We start from the raw sequence: 24,067 nt of genomic DNA, 5'->3' as shown, positions 1-24,067 counted from the left end.
CGCCAGCGTTCATCCTGAGCCAGGATCAAACTCTCCATTTGTCAGAGTTTGTTAGCTCTTTGTTTTATCTTCACTATTCCTTAGAATAGCTGCTTTATGAATTGACGTTGTATTTGTGCTTTTCTTCCTGTTTAGTTTTCAAAGATCGACGCCCTCTCGCGAGGTGCTCATTAATATTACCAAATCACCCCTTTTCTGTCAACATCTTTTTTTATTTTTTTTGTATTTTCTCCCCTCACTTTGTTTCCCCCTTATTTTAAAGCCTTTTTGCTTATTTGTTCATTTTTCGATTGAGGGGTAATTCTCGTTTTGCTTCATTTCTTAACTCGCCATTTTTAATTCTTTCTTCCAATTTAAATCACGCTGTTTTGTTTATTCAATCAATCGTCTTCTTCAATTTAAGCCCGGTCAGTTTCATTCAAGATCATTTCTTCTTTTCCATATAAAGAAAAGAATATCCTTTTCAGCCAATGCCGGACACCGCGCAGTGTCCCCGGTTGATCAGGATATCCTTCTCTTCGCTTTTTTATTTTCAGAATGACAAACTTGAATGCTTGTTCTTATTTTTAATGATGGAACTTTTTAATGATGGAACAGCCGCACGCCGTTAAAGATCAGAACGATACCGTAGCGGTTGCAGGTATCAATGACATGATCGTCGCGGACCGAGCCGCCTGCTTCAACAATATAGGACACGCCGCTCTTGCGGGCCCGTTCAATATTATCACCAAACGGGAAGAAAGCGTCGGAAGCCAGGGAGACGCCGCTGACCTGCGCCAGCCAGGCTTTCTTTTCTTCTGCCGTCAGGACCTCCGGCTTTTCCGTGAAGACTTCCTGCCAGCTTCCCTCGCGCATCAGGTCTTCCCATTCGTCGGAAATATAGACGTCGATCGCGTTATCGCGGTCAGGCCGCCGGATCTTCTCTTTAAACGGCAAGCTCAATACCTTCGGATGCTGACGGAGATGCCAGATATCCGCTTTGTTGCCCGCCATGCGCGTGCAGTGAATACGGGACTGCTGGCCGGCGCCGATCCCGATCGCCTGGCCGTCTTTGGCATAAACAACGGAATTGGACTGGGTATATTTGGCCGTGATCATCGCGATCAGCAGATCGCGTTTGGCTCCCTCCGGCAATTCCTTATTTTCAGATACGATATTCTGAAGCAGATTTTCGTCGATCTTCACATCGTTGCGCTGCTGATGGAAACGCACGCCGTACACTTCTTTGCTTTCCATTGGTTTGGGCGTATAGTTGGGATCCATCTGCAGGACCAGATAGGTTCCCTTGCGTTTTGCGCGTAAAATTTCAAGCGCTTTTTCACTGTAAGACGGAGCGATCACACCGTCGGAAACTTCCTTAGATAAGAAACGGGCCGTGGCTTCATCACATTCCTCAGACAGCGCCGCAAAATCACCATAGGAAGACATCCGGTCAGCACCGCGGGCACGGATATACGCGCAGGCAATCGGCGTCAGCTCGATTCCTTCGCAGAAATAGATCTTTTTCATTGTTTCATCCAAGGGCAGCCCGATCGCCGCGCCGGCTGGAGATACATGTTTAAAGGAAGCCGCGGCGGCCATGCCGGTCGCTTCCTTCAATTCCCTGACAAGCTGCCAGGCGTTGAGAGCGTCCAGCAAATTGATATAGCCGGCCCGTCCATTTAAAACGGTAAAGGGCAGGTCACCTTCTTCAATATCAACGCTGGCTGGTTTCTGGTTGGGGTTGCATCCGTATTTCAGCTGATACTCTTTCATCTGTTCTCCTCCTTTTACGAAAAAAAGCCGCACTGCTGGTCCACAATGGCCCAGACGGTCGGCTCTGCTTAGCATTAACTTCCCTGTGGTCAATTCCACTTCCGTCAGTCGGTTAACTGTCTAAAAATTATCACGCTTCCGTCTTTGTGTCAAGCCTTCTTCCGTGAAGTTTTCCCCATTTTGAAAGGGAACTTTACAAATGGCCTGCCCAAAACTCACAGCCCGCTGCCGCCGCTTTGCGGCATATCGAGGAAATCGAAAATCGAGCTGGTGACCACCGCGCCGTATTGCTTCAGGAACGTCTCGCTGTCCATGCTGCGGTTGCGGCACAGCCAGTGATTGACCGTATAGCACAGACTGTTGCCGAAGTATCCGGCCAGCTCTTCCTCGCTCATCGTGCCTAACTGCTCCGGCCGGCCATAACGGCGGAACATCTCGGTAAACAGCTGCTGGACGTTTTCTTCAAACAAGTCTTCAAAGCTGTTCTGACCCGTGATCCGAAATGCGATCTGATAGAATTCGCGGTTTTCCACAAAGTTATCGAGCATCGCTTTGACAGCTTGAAGGAATTGCTTCTTTTCAATATACGGGAGTGCGGTTTCCACCGTATCCAGATAGATGATGTAGCTTAAAGCGGCGTACTTATCTTCGAAGTAATTGTAAAACGTCGCCCGGATGACGCCGGTTTTGTCACAGATTTGTTTAATCGTGATCTTCTCAAAACTTTTCTGCAGCATGAGTTCTTTCAGGCTTTCAGCCAGAAAACGTTTCATCATCCCCCGTTTTTCCATGCTCGTCCCCCCTACCGCAGATGCGTCAGCACCTGGAAAAGAATCTTGAGACTGATCAAAAAGAGAATGACGCTGCCCGCCGTGAAGATCGTCCGGCGATAGGCCAGCCCCAGCCGATAGCCGATCTGTTGTCCCAGCTCAACACAGACCAGCGTAACCAGCGTTGAAATCAGACATACCTGAATCGAGTCTGTCTGAAGCAGTGTCATACTCGTGCCCAGCAAGAACACGTCGACGCTGGTAAGCAACCCCAGGATCAGTACTTTTTTGTAGTTAAAGCTTTCGTCGTGACGTTCCTCGAAAGCTTTTTGACGAAATGCCTGAATCAGCAGGAAGCAGCCCAGCGCAAACAGGATCAGCGCGGCGATTACCTGATTGACATGCAGCACCAGCTGGCTCTTGATCAGAGAACCGGCCAGCGACCCCAGCACGATCATCAACAGACTGGATCCGGCGAAGATCAAACTGTTCATCAGCGAACGGCGATGTTCCTGAGGATTCATCATCGCGCCCCGCGCCATCATGACCACAAAGCAATCCAGCGACAAAGCCAGGCAGGTGACCAGAATTTCGAGTGTATTCACCTGATTCTCCCTCCTTTATTGTTTACAGACCCAGTATAGCCGAAGGGGAACAGGGATGCGATAGACAATCGTCAGATTCTGTCAATTCTTCCGGATTCCCAGCCTGCTTTTTAAAACGGCAGGCATGGCGGCGGATTAACTCAGACTTCAGCAAGACGGATATTTTCCATTCGCTGCAATCTTATGAAAATGGATTGCTTACTTCCAACAGCCGAAACGCCGGGTTTTGTCCCTGAATAGACAAAAGCGCAAAAAGAAAAAATCAGCGGCACTTGCGATCCGCTGATTCTAAGCCCGGGTTATTCAATCATAATGGTTTTCTTGTTTTCCACAGCCGGCGCATCCTTCTTCGGCAGAACGATCTTCAGCTCGCCGTTTTCATAGTGAGCTTTGATATCCTCCGGTGTCACCGCCTCGCCGACATAGAAGCTTCTGGAGCAGGAGCCCTGAACCCGCTCCTGGCGGATTACATTGCCCTGATCATCCTTTTCTTCCTTATTGGTATTGCGGATAGCGGAAACCGTCAGATAGCCGTCTTCCAAATCCATCTTAATGTCTTCCTTGCTGCAGCCTGGCAATTCAATGTCAAGCAGATAACTGCCGTCCTTCTCATGGATGTCACAGCGCATCGCCGTAATTGCGTTGCGGTGGAGCAGCGGTTCGTCAAACACGTCATCAAAGAAGTCGTCAAACATCATTCTCGGTAGTAATCTCATACATCACACCTCTTTCTGTTTTCAACTTATGCGATCCTGCCTGATCAGAACTCTGATTGCTCAGAGAAGTTATTCAATCGAAATGGTCTTTTTGGTCTGCATCGCCTGCGGATCCTTCTTCGGGACGAAGACCTTCAGTTCGCCATTCTCATAGCGGGCTTTAATATCCTCGACATTCATTTCCTCACCGATAAAGTAGGTCCGGGTGCAGCTGCCGCTGAAACGTTCCTGGCGAACGAGCTTGCCCTGTTCGCTTCGTTCTTCATTGGAAGCTGTGCGGGCGGCCGCAATCGTCAGATAACCGTCTTCCAGTTCCATTTTGATTTCTTCCTTTTTAAATCCAGGGAGTTCAATATCCAGAAGATAGCCATCTTCTCGCTCACGAATATCGGTTTTCATGACAGCCGGGACGTTATTCTTTCTGAAAAATGGATCCTTAAGAACCTCGTCGGCCAAGTTGTCCATCCAGGTGTTCGGTACAAATCTCATCTTGAATCGCCTCTTTCTATCTGTCTTATTCCTGGCTTCATTGGGTCTTTCCCAACTTGCAATTTTAGTATATCACAGTTTTTAGCACTGTCAATAGATAAGTGCTAATTTTCTTATTTTACTTTCACAAGTTCACAAAGTACGTCTTTCATAGAGCATCGCGATGATTTTGTCAATCCGGCGAATTCGTTGTTCCTCTGCACCTTGTTCAGCATAATTCATGATTCGTTCCCGCTGCCAGGGATCAAGCAGCTGAAAAAAATAACAAGCGCTTCGATTGGCCAGAAGGGCTTCCTGCAGGGCTTGAGGACAGCGCGTCAGGCATTCGCCGGCTTCCGGAGCCAGCCAGATTTCAACGGTGCCGCCGGCGGTGAGCGGCTGCAGGGAAAAAGCTTCCGCAGGGAGTTCCAGTGTCCAGAGACAGCCTTTTCTTTCCGCCTTTTGTTTGAATAACAGGGTTCCCAGCATGACGATCAGCGCCCCTTCCGGCATGGTCTCCGTCTTGATTTCAAGGTGCGGCTGCGGAACAGCGCGGACGATTCCTTCAATCTGCATCATGATTTCCTCCTGGCCTCTAGTATGCCTCGGCGGATTTAATTTATTTTTATTTTCCCGCCTTTCTGCGGCAGAACCGTCTGATCAGCGCTGTTCGATTTTGCCGGTTTTTGCGTAAGAGGACAGAGGATCCGGACGGCGGTTTCTCCGCTTTGTCTGAATTTTAATCCTGCTTTTGTCTTTTCCCGCGAAGAAACGCTTGAAAAAACGAAATAAAAACTGCCAGTCTTCTGCGTAGAAGTCCCTGACAGTTTTTAATCGGCCGCTTTTTTAACGGTCTTTGAGATTGGTTTGATAAAACGTCTTCAGCGAAGCGGTCAGCGGATCGTTTTTTCCTTTGCGCTCATGCCGCGTCAGCAGGGTCAGAAAGACAAGGCCGCCTAAGAAGCAGACGATCATATCTGTCATCGTATCATAAACGCCCTGGGTGTAGTGATTGATCGCGTCGATCTTCAGAAAGATCAGGCAGGCGAATTCAAAGCATTCCCACAGAAAGGCGATCATCATGTTGATCCCCTGAATCGACAGACATTTTAAAAGGTAATGGCGCCGCGAGTCTTCCGTCCATTGTTGTTTCAGCCAGCAATAAACCAGTGTGATCCCGGCGCAGATCAGAATGCCGGAGCTGAAATGCAGAACTTTGTCAAAGCAGGGAATGGCATAGCCGTTAAGCGTATTGCCGATAATCATCGCGACGGCGATGAACAGCTGCGTCCAGAACAACAAACCCCAGGCGTCTTTTAATTTCAACCCTTTGACCGCCAGCGGACCGATCAGCTGCACGCCCAGCGCCATCGCCAGATAGCCCAGCTTGGCGTAGAGGTGATGCTGCAGCTGAAAGATTGTGCTGATAATCATCAGCGCCGCCGAAGCGCCGTATAAAAAGATACATGCTTTTTTCATGATCAGACTCGCGACCTCCCTGTCTGCGTTATGCCGGCTGTTTTTTTAGCTTACCGGAATTGGAAATCCAAAGTTTTCAATGACTTTCACAACGCGGATCATGTCTATGCGCCGCGTCGGTATTTTATTAATATGCCCCGGTTTCCTGCCGTTCCGCTTCAAAACTTTTCTTTATCGTTTTTAAAGCGATCGGCACGAAGATCAGCGCGACGAGCAGCTCCGCCGCCGGATAACAGAACCAGACGGCGCCCAGGCCGCCCAGCTGGCCGAGTATCCAGGCCAGCGGAATGATGAATACCAGCTGGCGCAATAACGACATGACCAAGCTCATCATGCCTTTGCCTAACGCCTGGAACATCGTCGTCATGATGATGCTGCAGGCCGCCGGCAAGAAGCACAGCGCCAGCACCCGCAGCGCATAGCCGCCCAGCTGAAGCATCTGATCAGAGCCGTTGAACAGCTTCAGCAGCATCTCCGGCATCGTCCAGAACAGCACCGTGCCGACAAGCATGATCGCGACCGCCACGCCGAAAGAGAGCGCCAGCGTGCGGGTGAAGCGTTTTTCATCCGCCGCGCCGTAGTTGTAGCCCAGAATCGGCATGGCACCCTGGTTTAAGCCGAAAATCGGCATGAAGACAAACGACTGAAGCTTAAAATAGATGCCCAGAACCGCCACTGCCGTTGCAGAAAAGCTCATCAGAATGGCGTTCATCGCAGTCGTCGTCAGGGAACCGATCGCGTTCATGACAAACGTCGGAATCCCGACGCGGTAGATATCCTTGGCCGCCTGCATCTGCGGATGATGCCGCCATGGCGCGATATCGACCTCATGCGTGCCGACTTTCAAGACGATCAAGACGAAGATCATCGCCAGGATCTGACCGATAACCGTCGCCACCGCCGCGCCGGCCACGCCCATTTTCGGTACGCCGAAATAACCGAAGATGAAAATCGGATCAAGAATAATATTGGTAATCGCGCCGATCAGCTGCGAAATCATCGGCACGATCATGTTGCCGGTTGCCTGCAGCACGCGCGAACAGGTCATTTCAATCATGACGCCGACTGAGAATACCATGACGATCATCAAATACTGCGACCCCATCGCAAACACCGCGGCGTCCTGCGTAAACAGGCCGACAAACGGCTTGGCCAGAAACAGACCGACGAGCATGCACAGCGCCATGTTGATCAACGACAGCACGATTCCGGTATTCGCCGCAATATTCGCTTCCTCCCGGCGTTTCTCGCCTAACCGGCGGGCGATCAGCGCATTGGTGCCGACCCCGACGCCCAGCGCCAGCGCGATGATCAGCATCTGCAGCGGAAAGGCGATCGAAACCGCGACCAGCGCGTCTTCGCTGACCTGTGCGACGAAAATACTGTCGACAACGTTGTATAACGACTGAACCAACATCGAAAAGATCGCCGGCACCGACATGCTGAAAAGCAGCTTGCCGACCGGCATGGTCCCCATTTTATCGGAATTGAATTTACTCATAAAACCCCTGCTTTCTTAAATCAATAGTCTTATTCTAGTTGAATTGGGCTTATTCTACAAGTCTTATTTCAAAAGGATTTCGCCGGGAATGGGTGTTCCGGTTTTTCTTTTGTTTTATAGAACAAGCTTCGATCCCTAAAACGATGAAAACGGGAAGGATTGTTTGCGGCTTGAAATCATGATAAGATGAAAACCAAGAGGTGATCGCATGCGGCTGAAAGAAGATTTTCATCACACGATCGTGATCGAACGGTCGGAATTTATCTGTTATGTACGCAAATGTCTGGATGAAGTGCAGGCCAAGGCGTTTATTCAGGAAATCCGGAAGCTGCATCCGGAAGCGAATCATCATTGTTACGCGTATATCGCCGGGCAGCACAACGAACTGCAGCGTTCCAACGACGCGGGAGAGCCCGGCGGGACTGCGGGCGTCCCGATGCTGGAATCCTTGAAGCTCAGCGGCCTGCAGGATTGCTGCGCCGTCACGGTGCGGTATTTCGGCGGAATCAAACTGGGCGCGGGCGGCTTGGTTCGGGCGTATTCCCGATCGGTCAGCGAAACGCTGAAGCTGGCGCCGAAGGTGGAAACGATCCAGATGGACCGCTACACGCTGACGTTTTCCTACGACCTGATCGGCAAGCTGGATTATTTATTAAAGGATCAGGCGGACATCGTGGCAAAAGAGTATGGCGAACAGGTGGTCTACGAGTTTTTAACGACAAATTCTTCCTTAATCGAAAAAATTCAGGAGCTGACCAGCGGACGTTACCCCTGCCGCTGGCTGGCGCGGGAGCTGGTGGAAAAGGATTGCGGCTGACGCTTCATTGGTTTCCCCAGACAATCCGGCTAACGAAGTAATGCTGTGTATCCCGATTCATTGACAGCCGGCACTGCCGGCTAACGAAGTAACCGGGTTTCCTCAGAATCGTTCAGCTTGTTCAAAAGCAGACTTTTTTCTTGTGCTTCCCGCAGCGCAGGGGCGGTGTTATAATAAATTAGATTTTCAGACACTGTGTCTGAACGATAGAGGAATAACGAATGAATTTAAAGCTTCAGCCGTTTCTGCCCTCCGGCTTCGATCCCCAGGAAGGCAGACATTTATTGAAAGAAACGATCGACCTGGCCTGGCCGGCGACGGTGGAATCGATCTTCGTCGGATTGGCGTCGCTGGTCGATACGATCATGGTCAGCACTCTGGGCACAACCGCGATTGCGGCGATCGGCCTGACCAACCAGCCGAAATTTATTGCGATTGCGTTCATCGCTTCCCTGAACGTCGGCATCACGGCGATCATTTCCCGCCGGATCGGCGCCAACCGGCTGGACGACGCCAATACCTGTCTGCGGCAGTCGTTGTTGATGTCCGTGCTGATCTCGGCGCTGGTCTGCGGTTTATCGTTTCTGTTTGCCCGGCCTTACATCCAATTCGCGGGCGCGCAGGCGGACACGATTGATCTGGCGGTGCAGTATTTCCGGATTGTCATCGTCGGCCAGTTCTTCGGCAATATCGGGATGACGATCAACGCCGCCCAGCGCTGCGCCGGCAACAGTAAGATCTCGATGCGCACCAATCTGGCGGCCAATGGGATCAATGTGGTTTTCAATTATCTTTTGATCGGCGGACATTTTGGCTTTCCGCGCTTAGAGGTGGCGGGCGCGGCGATCGCGACGGCACTGGGCTGCTTCATCGCGTTTTTAATGAGCGTCCAGTCGTTGGTCAGTCCCAAAAGCAAGCTCCGGCTGACGTTGAAAAAAAGCTGGCTGCCAAGCCGGGAGGTGTTGGCGCCGGTCGGCGAGATTTCGTTCAGCGCGTTTGTGGAACAGCTGTGCATGCGGCTGGGTTTCTTCCTGTATGCCTTAATCGTCGCGGGCCTGGGTACCAAGATGTTTGCGACACATCAGATCTGCATGAATATCTGCAACATCTGTTTCAGCTGCTACGACGGCTTTGCGGCCGCCGCGGCGGCCTTAGTCGGCCAGAATTTAGGCCGCAGGCGCAGCGATCGGGCGGAGTGCGTCACTGTGATCTGCAACCGGCTGGCGATGACGATGGCGGTTCTCATGGTGGCCGGGCTGATCCTGTTTCGCGCGCCGTTGATTCAAATGTTTACCGCGGATCCGGAAATCATCCGGCTGGGATCGTGGATTATGATACTGTTCGCGCTCAGCGTCCCTTCTTTAAGCGCGATGACGGTGTATGGCGGCGCGCTGCGCGGAGCCGGGGACACACGCTTAATCGCGGTGTATGCCTTAGTTTCGACCACGATCATCCGCCCGGCCCTGTCCTGGCTCTTATGTTATCCGGTCGGATTGGGTGTGATCGGACCGTGGATCGGCTTGCTTGTTGACTTTGTGCTGCGGTTTGTGCTCTGCCGCCGGCGCTATCAAACCGGCCTGTGGAAGCAGCGGGTTTATTAATATCGCTAAAACAGACTTGGAATTTCACGAAACTTAAAAGCCTTGGATTCTGCGCTCGAATTTTCATTCAAACCAAAACAAAAAGCTGGTCATGCTCAGCCTGAATTCAGGCTGGATATGGCCAGCTTTTATATCATTGCTTCCACTATAAATTAATTCGGTCTCCTATCCCAGTTTAATTCTCAGATCTTGGAAAGCGTTATCTTATGTTTTGTTGAGTTAAGCTTGCTTAAAAGTTACGAAGCCCCGGCTTATTCAAACTCCACTTTGGCGACACGCACAATCCAGTGGCTGCCATATGGGAAGCCGACAGCGCGGTAGCTGCAGACGTCATCCTTCTGGCTGAACAATAATTCCTCGCCGTTGTCGATCCAGCGGATCGATTTGACCTTGCGGTGCAGTTTGGACAGCGAATGATCCTCATCGGTGCTTTCATACGCCGCGACGACGTCCTTCGGCCCCAATAGCGGAAGATCGTGGACATACACATACGCCGCCCCGTCTTTTTCCAGCACGAAGTCTTTTTCATGGCTGCAGCGGATATCGCACACCTTGCCATCGTACAGCGAATCCTTCGCCATCGCCGTCCACTGGCCGATGACTTCCAATAACGCTTCCGTCATCTTCGTAACGCCGCCCTGGCCGGTCAGCCCGATGTTCAGCAGATAGTTGGCCCCGACCTTGCGGGCATGACACAGCCGTTCGATCATCTGACGCGGACTCTTGTAATCCAGATCATGCGCCGCGATGCCCCAATGCCGGTTCATCGTCTGGCACATTTCCGCCGTGATGTATTTGGCCTTGCCTTCGCGATCCATCGGCGTCGCCTGACCCTGTTCAAACGTAACGGAATCCAGCTCAGGATGACCGGCTTCGCCCTGACGGGACAGACCGGTGTTGTTGATGATCATCGCATCCGGCTGCAGCCGCCGGATCATGCCGTAGAACTCATCCAGCTTCCAGTCCGCATCGCGCTTGGACCAGTTGCCGTCGAACCACAGCCCGCCGATTTTCCCATAGTGTGTGCACAGAATCTCCACCGACTTGGACAGATATTCCAGATAAGCGTCGAAATCGGCGTCAAAATCCGGATGAACCCAGTCTAAGGTCGTGTGATACAGGATCGGCAGGATATCTTCCTCGCGGCAGGCCTCGACAAATTCTTTGACCAGATCCCGTCCGCACGGTGTATGCATGACGTCGTAATCGGTCAAACCGCGGGTATCGTACAATGAAAAACCGTCGTGGTGCCGCGTCGTCAGCGTGATGTATTTCATGCCCGCCTGTTTGGCCAGCGCCACAATCTTCTTTGCATCGAAGTCCTCCGCCGTAAAGTTGTTGAACAGCTCGGTGTACTTTTCCTGGGAAATATGATGCAGGTTCATCGTCCATTCCCCTTGCGCTAACTGGGAATACAGTCCCCAGTGGATAAACATGCCGAAGCCGCGCTTTTCAAAGTCGGCGATGTATTTTGCCGGTACAGGAATACTCATAATAACAGCCCTCTTTCTTTCTCTCTGCTTTTATTGTATCAAAATTTCAGGGGCAAAACGACTGGAATTTCGCGATCTGTCCAAAGCGGGCGCCGTTGCGTGGCAGCCCTCAGCGCTTCTCAAAGTCCGCAGCCGGTTTTCTGACATAACAGGTAAAAGAAAAGAACGGCGTGTGTCCGTTCCTTTCAAAAGAAATGGATTAAATAAAGCTCAGCAGCGCGCTGATCACGCCCACGCCGACCATGACTTTGATCGGGCTTGGTTCCCATTTGCGCAGAATGAAGAACGCCGCCGCAAAGAAGATCAGATTCTGCGGGTCAAGAAATTCCAGACCGAAGCCCGCCGCGCCTTCTTTGAAGAACGCCAGCTTGCAGATCGACAGCCCCGCCGAAGCGATCAGAGCGATGACGACCGGGCGCAGACCGGACAGAATGCCTTTCATCAACGACAGGTTTTTATATTTGGTATAAACGTAAGCCAGGGATAAGACGATGATGCAGGAAGGGGCCACGCAGCCGATCGTCGCGATGATCGCGCCCGGCAGACCCGCGATATGCGTGCCGACAAACGTCGCAGAGTTGATCGCGATCGGTCCCGGCGTCATTTCCGCAATCGTGATGATATCCGCAAACTGCGTCATCGTCAGCCACTGATGAATTTCAACGACCTGACTCTGGATCAGCGGCATCGCCGCGTAGCCGCCGCCGATGCTGAACAGGCCGATCTGGAAAAAGCTCAGAAACAGCTGGATAAAGATATTCATTTCTGTTCCTCCCCTTCTTTCGCTTTCTTCTCCCGCGTCATGTAATCCACTGTCCCGATTGCGCCGCAGACGACGATGATGATCAGGATGTTAACCTTAAAGTAAACGCTGGCGATGAACGCCGCGACCAACAGGAAATACTTGACGACGTTCTTTTCTTTCACTAATCCCTTTAACATGTTCCAGACGACGTCCAGAATGACCGCCGCCACCGCCGCCTGCATGCCGCGCATCACGGCGCTGACAATCGGCGAACTGCGGAACGCCGCATAGAAATAAGAAATAATCGTTAAGATAATTAACGGCGGCAGCACCGTCGCCACGATGTTGACCAGCGCGCCCGGCACCCCTAACAGCCGGTAGCCAATGATGATCGAACCGTTGACCGCGATCGCGCCCGGGGAACTCTGGGCAATCGCCACCATGTCCAGCATTTCTTCCTCGTCGATCCAATGCAGCTCATCGACAAACTTCTTTTTCATCAACGGGACAATGACGAACCCGCCGCCGAACGTAAACATGCTTAACGTAAATGTCGAAGCGAACATTTTCGCATACATTTGTAATTTTGAAGGCTTTTTCTTCTCTTCCATTTGTGTCATCTCTTCTTCCTCCCGCTCTATTATAAGACTTGTGTTCTCATAAAGACAATAATATAATTTTATAAATAACATATCATTTTTGATATGAATTCGATTTCAGGAAGGAGCGTTGATTATGACCCTGCGTCATCTGCGGATTTTTGTTGAAGTCTGCCGCACGGGAAGCATCACCAAGGCCGCGGAAAGCTTGCATTTGAGCCAGCCGGCGGTCTCGCTGGCGATCCGGCAGCTGGAGGAATACTATGGAATTCTCTTATTCGACCGGATCTCCAAAAAGTTGTATCTGACGGAATCGGGCAATAAGATGCTGAGCTATGCGAGCCACATCATCGAATCGTTCGACGATATGGAGACGCAGCTGAAAAACTGGGACAGCGCGGGAACGCTGCGGATTGGTTCCAGTATCTCAACCGGGACGCAGATGCTGCCGCAGTTAGTCCGGCGCTTCAACCTGCGGTTTCCCCAGATCCGCACGCAGGTTCTGATCGACAATTCACGGATCATTGAAGACAAAGTGCTGACGAACCAGCTTGACCTGGCGTTAGTGGAAAGCTTGTCGTATTCGCCGGATATCGTCTGCGTACCGTTTTACACCGACCGGCTGATCGTCATTACGGCCCCAATGCATCCGCTGACTCAAAGTCCCAAATGCACAGTCAAAGCGCTTGCCGATTACCCGGTATTATTAAGAGAACCGGGCAGCGGTACCCGCGAGGTCGTCGACGCCCTGCTGGTCACGGCCGAGGTTCAGATCACGCCGCTGTGGGAAAGCACGAGCACCCGCTCGATCATCAACGCCGTCAAGGAGAACATCGGGATCTCGATTTTGCCGTATGAGCTGGTCAAAAACGAAATTCAAAGCGGTGCGATCGCCGGGCTGCCGCTGGCCTCCCCGCTGCCCAACCGCACCTGCAGCATCATTCACCACCGCAACAAATACCTGACGCCCTCCGCTCAAGCATTTATTGAGGTCTGTCAGGAATACTCCAACCTTTCCCCGCAATAATTCCAGCCAATCCTGACGCAGGATTGCACGATGCCGCGGGGTCTCGCTATTTTTAATCCAGGGTTGATCACTGCGCAGACATTCGCAAACAGATCTGCCCGCAGCGCAAAGTGTGAAAATAAAAAAGAATTCCGCTCCGTCCGGGTTTCACTCCGGCAAAGATAGGAATTCTTTTTGTTTTAATCCTTGATCTCTGCGCACAAAAACGCCTGCGAAACAAACGGGAACTCCATCCGGACTTCCGTTTTGTTTTGACGTATCTGAAAACCGCCGGCTCAGCGGTTGATTTCCAGCAGCTTCTGATTGAGCTCTTTTTCGATCTTGCGCAGCTCGGCTTCGGCTTCGATCCGCTTCTGGCGGCCTTCCTTCTGAATCTGAGCGACTTCGTCCAGCGTCGAGATCAGCGCTTCGTTGGTATGCTGCAGCGTTTCGATATCGACGATGCCGCGCTCGGATTCCTTCGCGGTTTCGATCGTTGCCATTTTCAGCGTGTCGGCGTTCTTCTTCAGCAGCTGGTTGGTCATCTCGTTGACCTCGCGCTGAGCTTCCATCGCCTGCTTGGAGTGGTTCAGGCCCAGCGCCAGCACCATCTGACTTTTCCACAGCGGAATCGTGTTGACCAGCGTCGACTGGATTTTTTCCGTCATCAGCGTATCATTATTCTGAACCAGACGGATCTGCGGCGCCATCTGCAGGGCGACCGTGCGCGTCAGTTCCAGATCGTGAATCTTCTTTTCAAACCGATCGCAGGCGTTGGCCAGATCGTTCGCCTTCTGCGCGTCTTCCGGCAAACCGCTCTTCTGCGCGGCGGCGATCAGCTGCGGCAGATCCTTGCTTCGAACTTCCTGCAGCTTTTTCTTGCCCGCTAAAATATACATCGTCAGTTCCTTGAAATGAACCATGTTTTTCTCATACAGCTGATCCAGAAGAGCGATGTCGCGCATCAGCGTGATCTGATGATCCTCCAGCGCCTTGGAAATCTTATTGACGTTTACCTCGGCCTTGTCATACCGGGCTTTCATCTTTTCCATCTTGTTCGTCGTTTTCTTGAACATGCCGAACAAGCCTTTTTCTTCTTCTTCATCGGCAGAGAAGCCTTTCAGCTCGCCGACCAGATCCGCCATCATCTCGCCAACCTCGCCTAAATCCTTCGTTCTGACGTTCTGCAGAGCGGAATCGGAGAAATCCGCGATTTTTTTCTGGGCTTCCGCGCCATACTGCAGCACGGTTGTGGACGAGGTAACGTCGATCTGTTTGGAAAAGTCGTCGACCATTTTCTGTTCTTCCGGACTTAATTTCACTTCCTGCTGCTGATCGGCAGTCTCCAGCTGCACAGCCGGCTCCGCAACGGTTTCTTCTTCTGTGATCTGGGGATTCAGCGTCAGCGTAATTTTCTCTTCAGCCATGGATAATTCCTCTTTTCTATCAATTTATTTATCTACCTCTTTAATCTTAGACGGTCGCTTTCCGCTTGTCAAGAAACTCAGGGATGTCGGCCGCAATCAATTTTGTTCATTTGCGAAACTTTCCAGTTTCTCAAGGAAACAGCGGCAGACGATCAAACCCTTTCCCCTCCCTTCCGCGCTTGCCACAATTTCTGATTTTAAACCTTGGCCCGCAGCGTTCAACGAAAAAGCTGCCGCAGAGGACAGCTTGTTTTAGTCTTGGAGACTTCGCTGATTTATCATCTTTCTCACCGCTGTTCATAGACCCGCATTCATGCGGACAGTTCGAGATCGAAATCTTCCCGAAGCAACAGATCCATTCGTGCCTGCGGGTCGCTGAGAATGCGGCGGGATTGGTTCAGGATCGCTTTTTCCACCGTGTTGCGGGCCAGACGGCCGTTGCCGCTGCGGGCGGCGGAATTCATCTGGACGGCGTTGAAATAAATCGTCAGATCATTCAGACAGCTCTCGTCGATCACATAATCTTTGCCCTGCGCCAGCGAAACAGCGATCTGCGTCAGTTCGCTGCCGGTGTAGTCGGCAAAATTCAGAATATTCGGGAACCGGGATTTCAAGCCGGAATTGGCGTTGAGGAATTCTTCCATCTCACGGCTGTAACCCGCGAGAATGACGATCAGATCGTCGCGGTGATCTTCCATGCCCTTAACCAGCGTATCGACGGCTTCCAGACCGAAGCTGTCGTCCTTGCCGCGGACTAACGAATAGGCTTCGTCGATAAACAGCACGCCGCCCAGCGCGGATTCGATGATCTGCTGGGTCAAAGGCGCGGTATGGCCGACATAGCGGCCGACCAGATCGCTGCGGCTGACCTCGATCAGCTGCCCCTGCGTTAACAAGCCGAGCGCCTTAAACAGCCGGGCGACCAGCCGGGCCATCGTCGTCTTGCCTGTCCCCGGATTGCCGGTAAAGATCATGTGGCGGGACAGCGGGGCGGCTTTTAACCCTTGTTTCTGCCGCAGCTGCGTCACTTTGTAATGTTCTTCCATCGACCGCAGCGTGTCCTTGACTTCCTGCAGACCGACGATCGCGTCCATTTCCTTGCGGATCGCGTCAAGATCGTCCTTTTCCAGCCGGATCAGATCCGAAATCGCCAACCGCTGGCCGTTCACTTCAAACACCCATTCCTGTCCCGCTTCTGCGCGGACCTTTAAAACCGGCTCCGGCTGCTTCAGGCACAGCTCGTTTAAGGCTGCGTTCAGCTGACGCACATCTTTTTCCAGAGCCAGTGCCCCGGCAGAGGTTTCCAGAACCGCCAGCCGTTTCTGCGCCGCATCGTCGTCCAACAGGAGCGTCACGTTCAGCTGTTTCTTCGCGGTCTGCACGCTTTCGTTTAATAACCGCTGATAAATCGTCAGCAGCACCTCCTGACTTAACGGCTGGGTTGCCGGCTGATCAAGAATCTGTTCCACCATCGAATTCGGGAAGTTCTGCATCAGTGCCTTGCGTGAAGTCGTCAGAAAGACGATATATTTGTTCGTCAGCTTCAAAGTGGACACCGTCTGCGTCACTAACGAGCTGCCGGCTTCCACCAGCTGTTTTCCTTTATTCAAAACGTAGCGCTTGTTTAACGTCACTTCTTCATTTTGACACAGCTTCATCAGCTGGTTGAGAAACGGCGGATACAGCGCTTCCGCCTGTTCGATCACGATCACTTCCGCCGGTGCGCAGGATGCCGCGTAAATGTCCTGAATGAAGACTTTTTCCTGATCGCTGCCGGCATAATGCGAGCCGTTGATCGTCACGACCTCCGCACTGGCCAGCCAGTGTTTTTCCGCCAGAATGTTGATCATCGTGGCCAGGGCCAGATGCCGGCCGCTGCCGGCCGGGCCGCTGATCACAAATACATTGCGCATCTGGTCCTCCGGCTGCCCGCTGGCCAACGGGCGGAAAAAAGCCCGCGCCAAATCCGCCAGAAACGGTTCCTGACCTAAAACGACGGTCTCCGTCTGTTTTGCGGCTTCCTGCATTCCATTCAGCACAGCCCGCAGATCCTGAGCCTGCCGCTTCTGATGATTCTCGACGTCGACCGAAATCCCGAAATCCTTCTGCACCTCGGCCTGCAGCTTCGCAAAATCCTGATCGGTAAACCCCAGATCGCGGGATTGATCGCGCAGGGCCTCTGCTTGTTTCTGTAAATCCTCGCTCTGCTGATGCAGGATCGCGTTGAGCTGATCGACGGCGTTTTCCGTCGTGCTCAGCGTATCCTCCGCTTGTTTCTGATGTGCCTGTGCCTGATCCAGACCCGTCTGCACTTCATTCTGACTTTTTTTAACCTGTTCAAGATAGTCTTCGGCCGAAACGGTATTCAGCCGGTGACCGCGGAACATCGAATTCATCAGCTGTTCCAGATCTTTTTTTTCATTATCCTTCGCCATGGATTATCCTCTAATAGACTTTCAGCGCGGCCGCAAGCCGGTCGCTGATCTCTTCCATCATCAAATCGCGGGACTGCTTCAACGCGCGCGCGACGAGCTTCAGGCCGTCGTAATAGCCCTCGTCATATTTATTGCTTCGCTGACGGGAATTCTGTTGGTAATATTTGCGGATTTCCTCGTCGACGATCTTTTCATACATCATCATATCATTCTGGTTGATCGCCATGCGGCGCAGATAGCGCTGAAGTGCATCCTGATGCCCATCGCGGTAATAGCCGCGCTGACGCGGAGGATACACGACGTTTTCCAGCATCTCCCGCACATACTCATAGCGCGTGCGGTAACGGCCGTGACGGCGATGCACGGCGGCGCTGACCGGACGTTTGCGGGTCCGGCTGCCGCTGAGACCCTTTTGAATCTCGCCGCTGATCAGATCGCTCATCGTATCGTAGCCCTGTTTGCGGGCTTCCTCATTGATCGTGTCGCGCACCATCTGTCCGAAATCGGCGAGGTTGGTATTCATGAAATCTTTATCATTGAAGTGTTTATCAAACAAATCATCTAAATAATCGGTGTTTTTACGTTTCTGACTCATGGATTCACCTACTTTCTGACGCCGGAGAGCGTGCCTTCCTGAACCAGACCATCTTTTTTCAACAGGGCTTCCAGCGTGGTCATGTCAGCGGATAAACTCATCAAATCGTCTTCCGCCATCGTCGCGCTGATCGTCTTCATCGCTTCGTTGATCAGAATGATCGTCTTGTTCAGGCGATCCTCCGCTTCATGGAAATCTTCATGATTGGACGCAGACTGGCCGATGTTCTTGTAATTTTCCAGAATGTCCAGCAGAATCGGCAGATAGTATTGATAGAGCTTGTCGAGCTTATCTTTATTCTCCGGGAATTTTTCCTCAGCGATCGCCAGATGTTTCAACAGCGCGCAGGTCTGGTACAGGCCGTTAGTGATGGACTCGTTAGCAATCTCGGTATTCAGAGCGTTGATTTTTTCAATATAGGCTTCCGCCCGATCCAATTCCGGCTGGGCCGGCTCTGCCTGCGGCAAATCGGCTTCTTCCGCCGGGACTTCTGGTTTCTGATCAGCCGTGGTCTGCGGTTTTTCTTCCGTCTGCGGCTGTTTGGCGAACTCCACCAGTAAGCGCAGAATCTCGTTATACAACCGCGGATAGCGTTCGCCGAACTCGTCGAGCGTGCCGATGCAGTCGTCGTCCTTCAGCAGGACCAGATTGCGCAGTCCGGTGTATTCCGCCTTTTCCGGCCGCAGGCTGATTTCTTCCAGCAGCGGCAGCTTTTCATGCGTGCGGAAATAGCGGCTCAGCGCTTCGTTGACCAGATCGCTCTGCCGGCCGGACAGACGCGTGCGGCTTTGTCCGGAAGAAGAACGCCGGCGGATTGTCTGCCGCTCCTCATTATTCTTTGTCACTGATTTATAAATGATGAAAAAGATGATCAGCGGAAAAAGCAGGCCGCTGAAGATCCCGCCAAATCCAAAGATAATCATAAAAAACAACACCGGAAATATCCAGGAATTTCTCATTTTGTTCCCCCTTGCTCAAGTTCTGGAGCGCTAGTCTGATTTTATAAACTCGCGTTTATTATACCATGATTTAAAACGTGTGCGCGGGAAATCGTTCACGCTTATGACGCTTCAAACCGCACTCAAGACAAAGATTTGAAAAGCGGCCTGAAACAGGCCGCCCGCAAATCTCAATCACCGATGAAATAAAGCTGAAATCCATCTATATCCTCCGGATTCCTGTTTTACCCCATTCCGGGAGTTCTTTCTATAACGTTGCCAGCCAGTCGCCGATCTCACGGATCAGCTGTTCTCCGGCGCCCTTTTCAAACGGACTGCTCATCGCTTCGTAGAACTGCTGGTCATAGGCGTTTTCATCCGCCATATACAGCGAATAGCCGTTGGTGTAGCCGATGAATTCCGCGTTCCAGCGCGCCTTCACCGGATTGCTCAGCTTGCTGAAAAGCTCGACCGGCACGGTGATCAGCTTGACGGAAGGCAGCTGAATGCAGGAAATTGACAGCGGGATCTCGCGCAGACCGGAAGCGTTGCGGCAGGACAGTAAATTATTCTCTGCACCTTCTTTCAGCGATTCCAATAAACGCAGTGCTTTGGCATCAGCGCCTTCCCTGCGTGCCTGTTTGACCTGTGCGCTCAGCGTCCTTACTTTTTCTTCCGCGACTTCAACCGAATCGAGGACCTTGGCCTTAACCATGAAGGTTTTCTGATGAACCTCAAGCGTCAGATTCGCGCCCGGGGACAGCGGCTCCGGCTGGTTCAGCAGCGTTTTCAGCTGATCGGCCGCCAGCTGCGCCATTCGCTCCATTTCCGCAAAGCTGGATTCCCGGCGGGTAAACCGTGTGCTCATATCGCCGCAGCTGCCGTTGACGAAGGCGACCATCTCCGCATCCGCGAAGCAGCTTTCCAACGCGCCCGGAAAGTCTGCGCTCAACATCAGATTTTCACCGTTGAGCACCGTCGGATGACAGGCCATGCGCGTCCACAGACAGCGTTTCTTATCCTGCGTGATCAGTTCCAGAACAAACGCGTCCTGATCGCTTGGCAGCGTTGGATCATGCCGGTCGGTCCCCAACCCGCTGACGGTACCGCGCAGAATCCGCCACGCAAACGGTTGTTTCTGCGTCCGCAGCCGCTCGACACCCGCCGCAATCCGCCGGGCGGTTTCCGTTACATAACAGGCGTTATACTCGCCGAAAACAGGTTCCAGTCCCTTTAGAATTCCCTGATCGCAGCGCACCGTGCCGCAGGGGCCGGAATGCGTATGCGTCGAAGAAAGGATCAGATGCGGCGCATGAATCCCCGTTAATTCCGCAATCTGTTGGTAAAGCATGGCGTCCGCCGCACACCAGTCGATCTGGATCCACAGCGTCTCCTGTTCCCCGCTGAACAAAAGCAAACGGGCATACAGCGGATCATGGGCAGTCTGTGCCCAGCGGATCTTGCCGAAGCCGGAAAGCCGGACCGGCAGCGCCGGGGTGACGTCGATTTTTTCAAAGCTGACCTGCATTGTCATATCAAAGTTTCCTCCCTTTTCCTTAGTCTATCATGGAGGCGCAAACCTGTCGAATAAATTATTCACAAATCATATATAATTATAGAATTTATTATTTTCTCCTGATAAATCTTTCCTCAATGTCCACAAGACGTGTTAAACGCGAGCACAGGTTTCAAGGATTTCCACGAAGCTCCGGTTTCACGATGCGGTAAAAAAAAGCAGAGCTGGATCGCCCTGCTTTCTCATGAATTATGCGGCTGGACAGACTCCAGCCGGGCATGAACGACAAACCGGCGCTCCCCGTTATCCGAACAGGTCGACAACGTCAGAACCGAATCCGCCCGGGTTGCTTCCACATCGGTTTTGTATAACGCCCGTTCATGAAAGCCCTGGATGAACTCCGCGTAGGTTTCATCGTGACCAAAGCCGATCGTATAGACGTTAAACGCGTCCGGCTGCGCATATTCAACGGAAAATATCCGATATCTCCGTGTTTCCGCAGGCAGGCTGATCGTAATCTCTCCGCCGAATTGGGAATAGAAATCCGCATTGGCATACTGCTTCAAGCTGCCGAACATACTTCCGTCGTTCATACTGTGACCATAGAGAATCGTATGCAGGTCGTTAAAGTCCGGCTGATTCTCCCATTCCATGAAAATCGCTCCATACCGGCTGACGCGGTCATCCCAGGTATGGCGCAGATAATATGTATCATCAGAGCCTTGAACGATCGGATAATCAATAACTTCCAATCCGGCAATGCGGATCCAGCCGACCACATGCTTTGACACGCAGCGCAGTCCGGCAAAATCCACAGAAAAGTCCGCAGCATCTTCAGAACCCGCCGGCTGCGCGCTCACATAGCGGCTGACAGCCTCTTCCCGGGCTTTCTGATGATTCCGGCTTTCCTCAATATAACGGCTAAATTGAAAAGCGCAGTAAACCAACACGCCGATGCAGACAGCCATACCGGCAAAGATCAAACGCTCCTGTCCGGTTTTTTTTCGTTGCTTCATCCTGCTCCCCCCTTTCTGTCTGAAGCGCTGACAACGCTCACTGACGTTTTCCTCGCTTCCCTCTGTCTTTTAATTTGACACTGCCCGTCAAATCGCTTTACAATGAAGATAAACGTTAGGAGTCTGAATATGAAAATACAACCGCAAATCAAAACGGATTTATCCTCGCCAGGACAGCGCCGGCTGAGCGTTGTCTATCATGGCGCCGGTCTGATTCTGATTTCAGTTTCACTGTTTCTGATTTTATTTTTGACCCTGCCCCCGCTTTCCGGGCTTCATCTTTACGCCATAACCAGCGGCAGTATGGAACCGGGTATTCCCACCGGCAGTCTGGTCTGCGCAAAATCGGCGGATCCCGCTGCCGTTTCCAGCGGCGAGGTCATCGTTTTCCGCGCAGGCGCGGCTTCATCCTCCGTCGTCACCCACCGGGTCGTGGAAAATCAATCGGAACATTCACAGTTGATCACAAAGGGCGACGCCAATCAGGCGGAAGACCGCGAACCGGTCGCGTATGCCCGCTTCATTGGCAAAGTCGTCGCGGTCTTTCCCGGGCTGGGCCCTCTGGCTTTGTTTTTATCCAGTCCTTCCGGCAAATTCATCATGCTTGCGCTGTTGGCGGCCGCCGCCCTTCTGATGTTTCTGGGCGATCAGCTGAAAAAGCCTACCCGGTCTTAGCAAGTTCATATTTCCATTCCTCTTAATCAGTCAGACAACAGAAGGACACCCTGCGATGTCCTTCTGTTTTTACTTCTGTTGTCCGTATCGTTTTTTCAGAATGGACCCGCCGGAATCCTTTCCATTTTAAATCATTCTGACGAGGAAATAAATCCGGACCGACTCTTTTCTCCTTTATTCCTCGCTGTCAGCTTCTTTTTCCTTCTTCATAACCACGATAATCAATCCGATCACAGCGATCAGGGCAATGATACCGCCGATCATGAAGAGATTCATTCCGCCTGCCGCCTGGCCGCCGGTTTGCGGCGTTACCGGTTCTTCCACCGTTTCCTGCTGCGGAACTTCCTGGCCGCCGTCCGTCGGGGTGTTGTTATCTTCTACAACTTCTACCGGCTGCTCCTGTTGGCCGTTATTGACCGGCGGCTGCGGATTGTTGACCTGAACCCCGATTGTATTCGTCACTTCTTCCGTGCGCGTTACGGTCTCCACGTTCGTGTTGGTCGTCGTGCGGACGGCGGAGGCTTCGTAGATAAACGTAAATTCATTCTCCGCGCTCTCCGCAGCCAGACGCGTGTTCTGAATCAGCTGCTGGCAAGCCGGCGTCGGCACATAGCCGTCGATGTTCAGCATGGCTGCCGAAATCGGATCGCCGATCGTGCCATAGAATGTCTGGGAAGCGGCCAGCGTCTGTCCTTCGGCGTCTTCGTAATGAATCGTGTAAGCCACCAGATTCCCCGGTACGCTGTACGCCACAACGTAGCTGGCGTCGCCTTTTACCGTAATGACTTCATTGTTTTCCACGACGGCGTCGCGCCCGCTCAGGCGGTAGCCGCGGACATGATATCGACCATCCGCGTGCGTCACCGCGCCTTCAGTTTGAACATTCAGCTGCACGGCGTCGCCATAATGCAGTCCGGAAATCGTCACTTCATGATCCGTTGCGGTTGCCTGAACCGGATTGCCGTTGACCGTCACCGCATCAGCCATGATTTCAGTAAAGGCTCCGGAACCGGAGGACAGCGTAAGCGAATAGCCATAGCCCTGATTTTCTTCCGCCCTCAGCGCCGCAGCCTGACTGGCGATCAACGAGCATAACGTCAGGAATGTGACAAGCGCCCGCATCATTTTCTTCATCTTACCGTTCCTCCTTTGCTTTTCTGCGTTTATAGATTCCGATCAGCACGATCAGCACGATCACCGCGCCAACGGCCAGTGCGCCGAGCAGCGGCAGCGAGCTTCCATCGGAAGTCAGCGGGGAAACAATCGTTTTCACCACGGTATTCACGATCGTGTTCGTTTTAGTTTCATTGACCGTTACGGTCGTCTCGGCAATCTCTGCCGCGAAGTACAGCGACAAGGCCGCTGATTTGCGCTGATAGGCGTTTAACAGCGTTTCCCCATCCAGTCCCAAGGTTAACGTTACTCTGGCCTGTTCGCCATCCGCCAGCGTATCCAGATACAGATAATCGCTGCCCAGCGTCGGATTGATCTGATTTAAGCCCGCGCCGCCTTCCGTGCTTTCCCCGCCGACTGAGCGGCTGTCGTACAGCACCTGGGTCACAGCTGAAGCACCCGGTTCCGTATAGGTTAACTGATAGGTATACGCGCCATCGGCCGCATCCGCTTCTTCAAAAATATCCAGAATATTGTTCTGAATGTACCAGTCTGCTTTTTCCCCGCAGACATTCTTCAGTGTAATCTCAATGCTGACAGTATCGCCCGGCTGCAGATCGCTGAAGGAGTCAGCGAAATCCGCGGCGGTATAATTGGCTTTCATCTTTTGCCCGTCAAACGCGACCTGCCATTGATCCGATCCAGTCTGACTTTCTGCGGATACCGGCGTTGCCAGCGTGATCAGAAATCCGGCGGCGATCAGAAAGCTCATGGCTTTTTTCATCATCTTCATGTTA

Annotated in this window: 23 protein-coding genes; 4 read left to right on the top strand and 19 right to left on the bottom strand. The window is 52.3% G+C overall.

What is annotated here, in order from left to right:
- Positions 1-582 precede the first annotated feature (582 nt).
- From I2D94_RS03065 to I2D94_RS03030, 8 genes are all read right to left on the bottom strand, one after another.
- The gene (locus tag I2D94_RS03065; protein WP_195395566.1) at positions 583-1,755 is read right to left on the bottom strand and encodes a phosphoribosylaminoimidazolecarboxamide formyltransferase; all 1,173 of its coding nucleotides are present in this window, start codon (positions 1,753-1,755) and stop codon (positions 583-585) included.
- Positions 1,756-1,970: 215 nt separating this feature from the next.
- Positions 1,971-2,546 (bottom strand): TetR/AcrR family transcriptional regulator C-terminal domain-containing protein, encoded by a 576-nt coding sequence (locus I2D94_RS03060; protein ID WP_195395565.1) that lies wholly within the window; start codon positions 2,544-2,546, stop codon positions 1,971-1,973.
- A gap of 11 nt (positions 2,547-2,557) precedes the next feature.
- Positions 2,558-3,130 carry a manganese efflux pump gene (locus tag I2D94_RS03055; protein ID WP_072685069.1) on the bottom strand — a complete coding sequence of 191 codons (573 nt, stop codon included), beginning with the start codon at positions 3,128-3,130 and terminating at the stop codon, positions 2,558-2,560.
- Between the two features lie 299 nt (positions 3,131-3,429).
- Entirely contained in the window at positions 3,430-3,846 is a 417-nt protein-coding gene (locus I2D94_RS03050; RefSeq protein WP_072685070.1) for an Hsp20/alpha crystallin family protein, read from the bottom strand.
- Between the two features lie 69 nt (positions 3,847-3,915).
- Positions 3,916-4,335, bottom strand: coding sequence for an Hsp20/alpha crystallin family protein (locus I2D94_RS03045; protein WP_072685071.1), 420 nt, complete (start codon positions 4,333-4,335; stop codon positions 3,916-3,918).
- A gap of 132 nt (positions 4,336-4,467) precedes the next feature.
- On the bottom strand, positions 4,468-4,893 hold the full coding sequence (locus I2D94_RS03040; protein ID WP_195395564.1) for a YdeI/OmpD-associated family protein: 426 nt from the start codon (positions 4,891-4,893) through the stop codon (positions 4,468-4,470).
- A gap of 267 nt (positions 4,894-5,160) precedes the next feature.
- Entirely contained in the window at positions 5,161-5,793 is a 633-nt protein-coding gene (locus tag I2D94_RS03035; RefSeq protein WP_072685073.1) for a hypothetical protein, read from the bottom strand.
- Positions 5,794-5,920: 127 nt separating this feature from the next.
- Positions 5,921-7,294, bottom strand: coding sequence for an MATE family efflux transporter (locus tag I2D94_RS03030; protein WP_072685074.1), 1,374 nt, complete (start codon positions 7,292-7,294; stop codon positions 5,921-5,923).
- A gap of 208 nt (positions 7,295-7,502) precedes the next feature.
- Here I2D94_RS03030 and I2D94_RS03025 point away from each other — a divergent pair, with 208 nt between their 5' ends.
- Both I2D94_RS03025 and I2D94_RS03020 read left to right on the top strand, forming a co-directional pair.
- Complete coding sequence (locus tag I2D94_RS03025; protein WP_072685075.1) at positions 7,503-8,111, top strand: YigZ family protein; 609 nt, start codon at positions 7,503-7,505, stop codon at positions 8,109-8,111.
- Between the two features lie 221 nt (positions 8,112-8,332).
- On the top strand, positions 8,333-9,712 hold the full coding sequence (locus I2D94_RS03020) for an MATE family efflux transporter (protein ID WP_072685076.1): 1,380 nt from the start codon (positions 8,333-8,335) through the stop codon (positions 9,710-9,712).
- Between the two features lie 251 nt (positions 9,713-9,963).
- On the opposite strand, the gene I2D94_RS03015 is transcribed toward I2D94_RS03020, so the two are convergent.
- The 3 genes from I2D94_RS03015 to I2D94_RS03005 all read right to left on the bottom strand — a co-directional run bounded on the left by I2D94_RS03015 (position 9,964) and on the right by I2D94_RS03005 (position 12,570).
- The gene (locus I2D94_RS03015; protein ID WP_072685077.1) at positions 9,964-11,205 is read right to left on the bottom strand and encodes an alpha-L-fucosidase; all 1,242 of its coding nucleotides are present in this window, start codon (positions 11,203-11,205) and stop codon (positions 9,964-9,966) included.
- Between the two features lie 199 nt (positions 11,206-11,404).
- Entirely contained in the window at positions 11,405-11,968 is a 564-nt protein-coding gene (locus I2D94_RS03010; RefSeq protein ID WP_072685078.1) for a chromate transporter, read from the bottom strand.
- Complete coding sequence (locus I2D94_RS03005) at positions 11,965-12,570, bottom strand: chromate transporter (RefSeq protein WP_229056729.1); 606 nt, start codon at positions 12,568-12,570, stop codon at positions 11,965-11,967. Before I2D94_RS03005 ends, I2D94_RS03010 begins: the two co-directional genes overlap by 4 nt.
- A 115-nt stretch (positions 12,571-12,685) precedes the next feature.
- On the opposite strand from I2D94_RS03005, the gene I2D94_RS03000 reads away from it, so the two are divergent.
- Positions 12,686-13,576: a LysR family transcriptional regulator gene (locus tag I2D94_RS03000; protein WP_072685079.1), complete on the top strand. Its 891-nt coding sequence runs from the start codon at positions 12,686-12,688 to the stop codon at positions 13,574-13,576.
- Between the two features lie 275 nt (positions 13,577-13,851).
- Here I2D94_RS03000 and I2D94_RS02995 read toward each other — a convergent pair whose 3' ends face one another.
- The 6 genes from I2D94_RS02995 to srtB form a co-directional block, all read right to left on the bottom strand.
- Positions 13,852-14,982: a toxic anion resistance protein gene (locus I2D94_RS02995; RefSeq protein WP_195395563.1), complete on the bottom strand. Its 1,131-nt coding sequence runs from the start codon at positions 14,980-14,982 to the stop codon at positions 13,852-13,854.
- A gap of 311 nt (positions 14,983-15,293) precedes the next feature.
- A complete protein-coding gene (locus tag I2D94_RS02990) occupies positions 15,294-17,417 on the bottom strand; it encodes an AAA family ATPase (protein ID WP_195395562.1) in 2,124 nt (707 codons plus the stop codon).
- 10 nt (positions 17,418-17,427) lie between these two features.
- Positions 17,428-18,012 (bottom strand): hypothetical protein, encoded by a 585-nt coding sequence (locus I2D94_RS02985; protein ID WP_195395561.1) that lies wholly within the window; start codon positions 18,010-18,012, stop codon positions 17,428-17,430.
- 8 nt (positions 18,013-18,020) lie between these two features.
- The gene (locus tag I2D94_RS02980; protein ID WP_072685082.1) at positions 18,021-18,971 is read right to left on the bottom strand and encodes a hypothetical protein; all 951 of its coding nucleotides are present in this window, start codon (positions 18,969-18,971) and stop codon (positions 18,021-18,023) included.
- 247 nt (positions 18,972-19,218) lie between these two features.
- Positions 19,219-20,484 carry a hypothetical protein gene (locus tag I2D94_RS02975; protein WP_195395560.1) on the bottom strand — a complete coding sequence of 422 codons (1,266 nt, stop codon included), beginning with the start codon at positions 20,482-20,484 and terminating at the stop codon, positions 19,219-19,221.
- A 224-nt stretch (positions 20,485-20,708) separates the two neighbouring features.
- Positions 20,709-21,482 carry a class B sortase gene (gene srtB, locus I2D94_RS02970; protein ID WP_072685084.1) on the bottom strand — a complete coding sequence of 258 codons (774 nt, stop codon included), beginning with the start codon at positions 21,480-21,482 and terminating at the stop codon, positions 20,709-20,711.
- 129 nt (positions 21,483-21,611) lie between these two features.
- Between srtB and I2D94_RS02965 the strand changes: the two genes are divergently transcribed.
- Positions 21,612-22,157 carry a signal peptidase I gene (locus I2D94_RS02965; RefSeq protein WP_159432814.1) on the top strand — a complete coding sequence of 182 codons (546 nt, stop codon included), beginning with the start codon at positions 21,612-21,614 and terminating at the stop codon, positions 22,155-22,157.
- 174 nt (positions 22,158-22,331) lie between these two features.
- Here I2D94_RS02965 and I2D94_RS02960 read toward each other — a convergent pair whose 3' ends face one another.
- Together I2D94_RS02960 and I2D94_RS02955 are read right to left on the bottom strand one after the other, a co-directional pair.
- Positions 22,332-23,291: a MucBP domain-containing protein gene (locus tag I2D94_RS02960; RefSeq protein ID WP_195395559.1), complete on the bottom strand. Its 960-nt coding sequence runs from the start codon at positions 23,289-23,291 to the stop codon at positions 22,332-22,334.
- Between the two features lies 1 nt (position 23,292).
- Positions 23,293-24,063 carry a hypothetical protein gene (locus I2D94_RS02955; protein ID WP_195395558.1) on the bottom strand — a complete coding sequence of 257 codons (771 nt, stop codon included), beginning with the start codon at positions 24,061-24,063 and terminating at the stop codon, positions 23,293-23,295.
- Positions 24,064-24,067 lie beyond the last annotated feature (4 nt).

Source organism: Holdemania sp. 1001302B_160321_E10 (assembly GCF_015552275.1).
Taxonomy (GTDB): Bacteria; Bacillota_I; Bacilli_A; order Erysipelotrichales; family Erysipelotrichaceae; genus Holdemania.
Note: the sequence above shows the minus strand (reverse complement) of the source record. Positions and strands in the feature narration are given on the sequence as shown.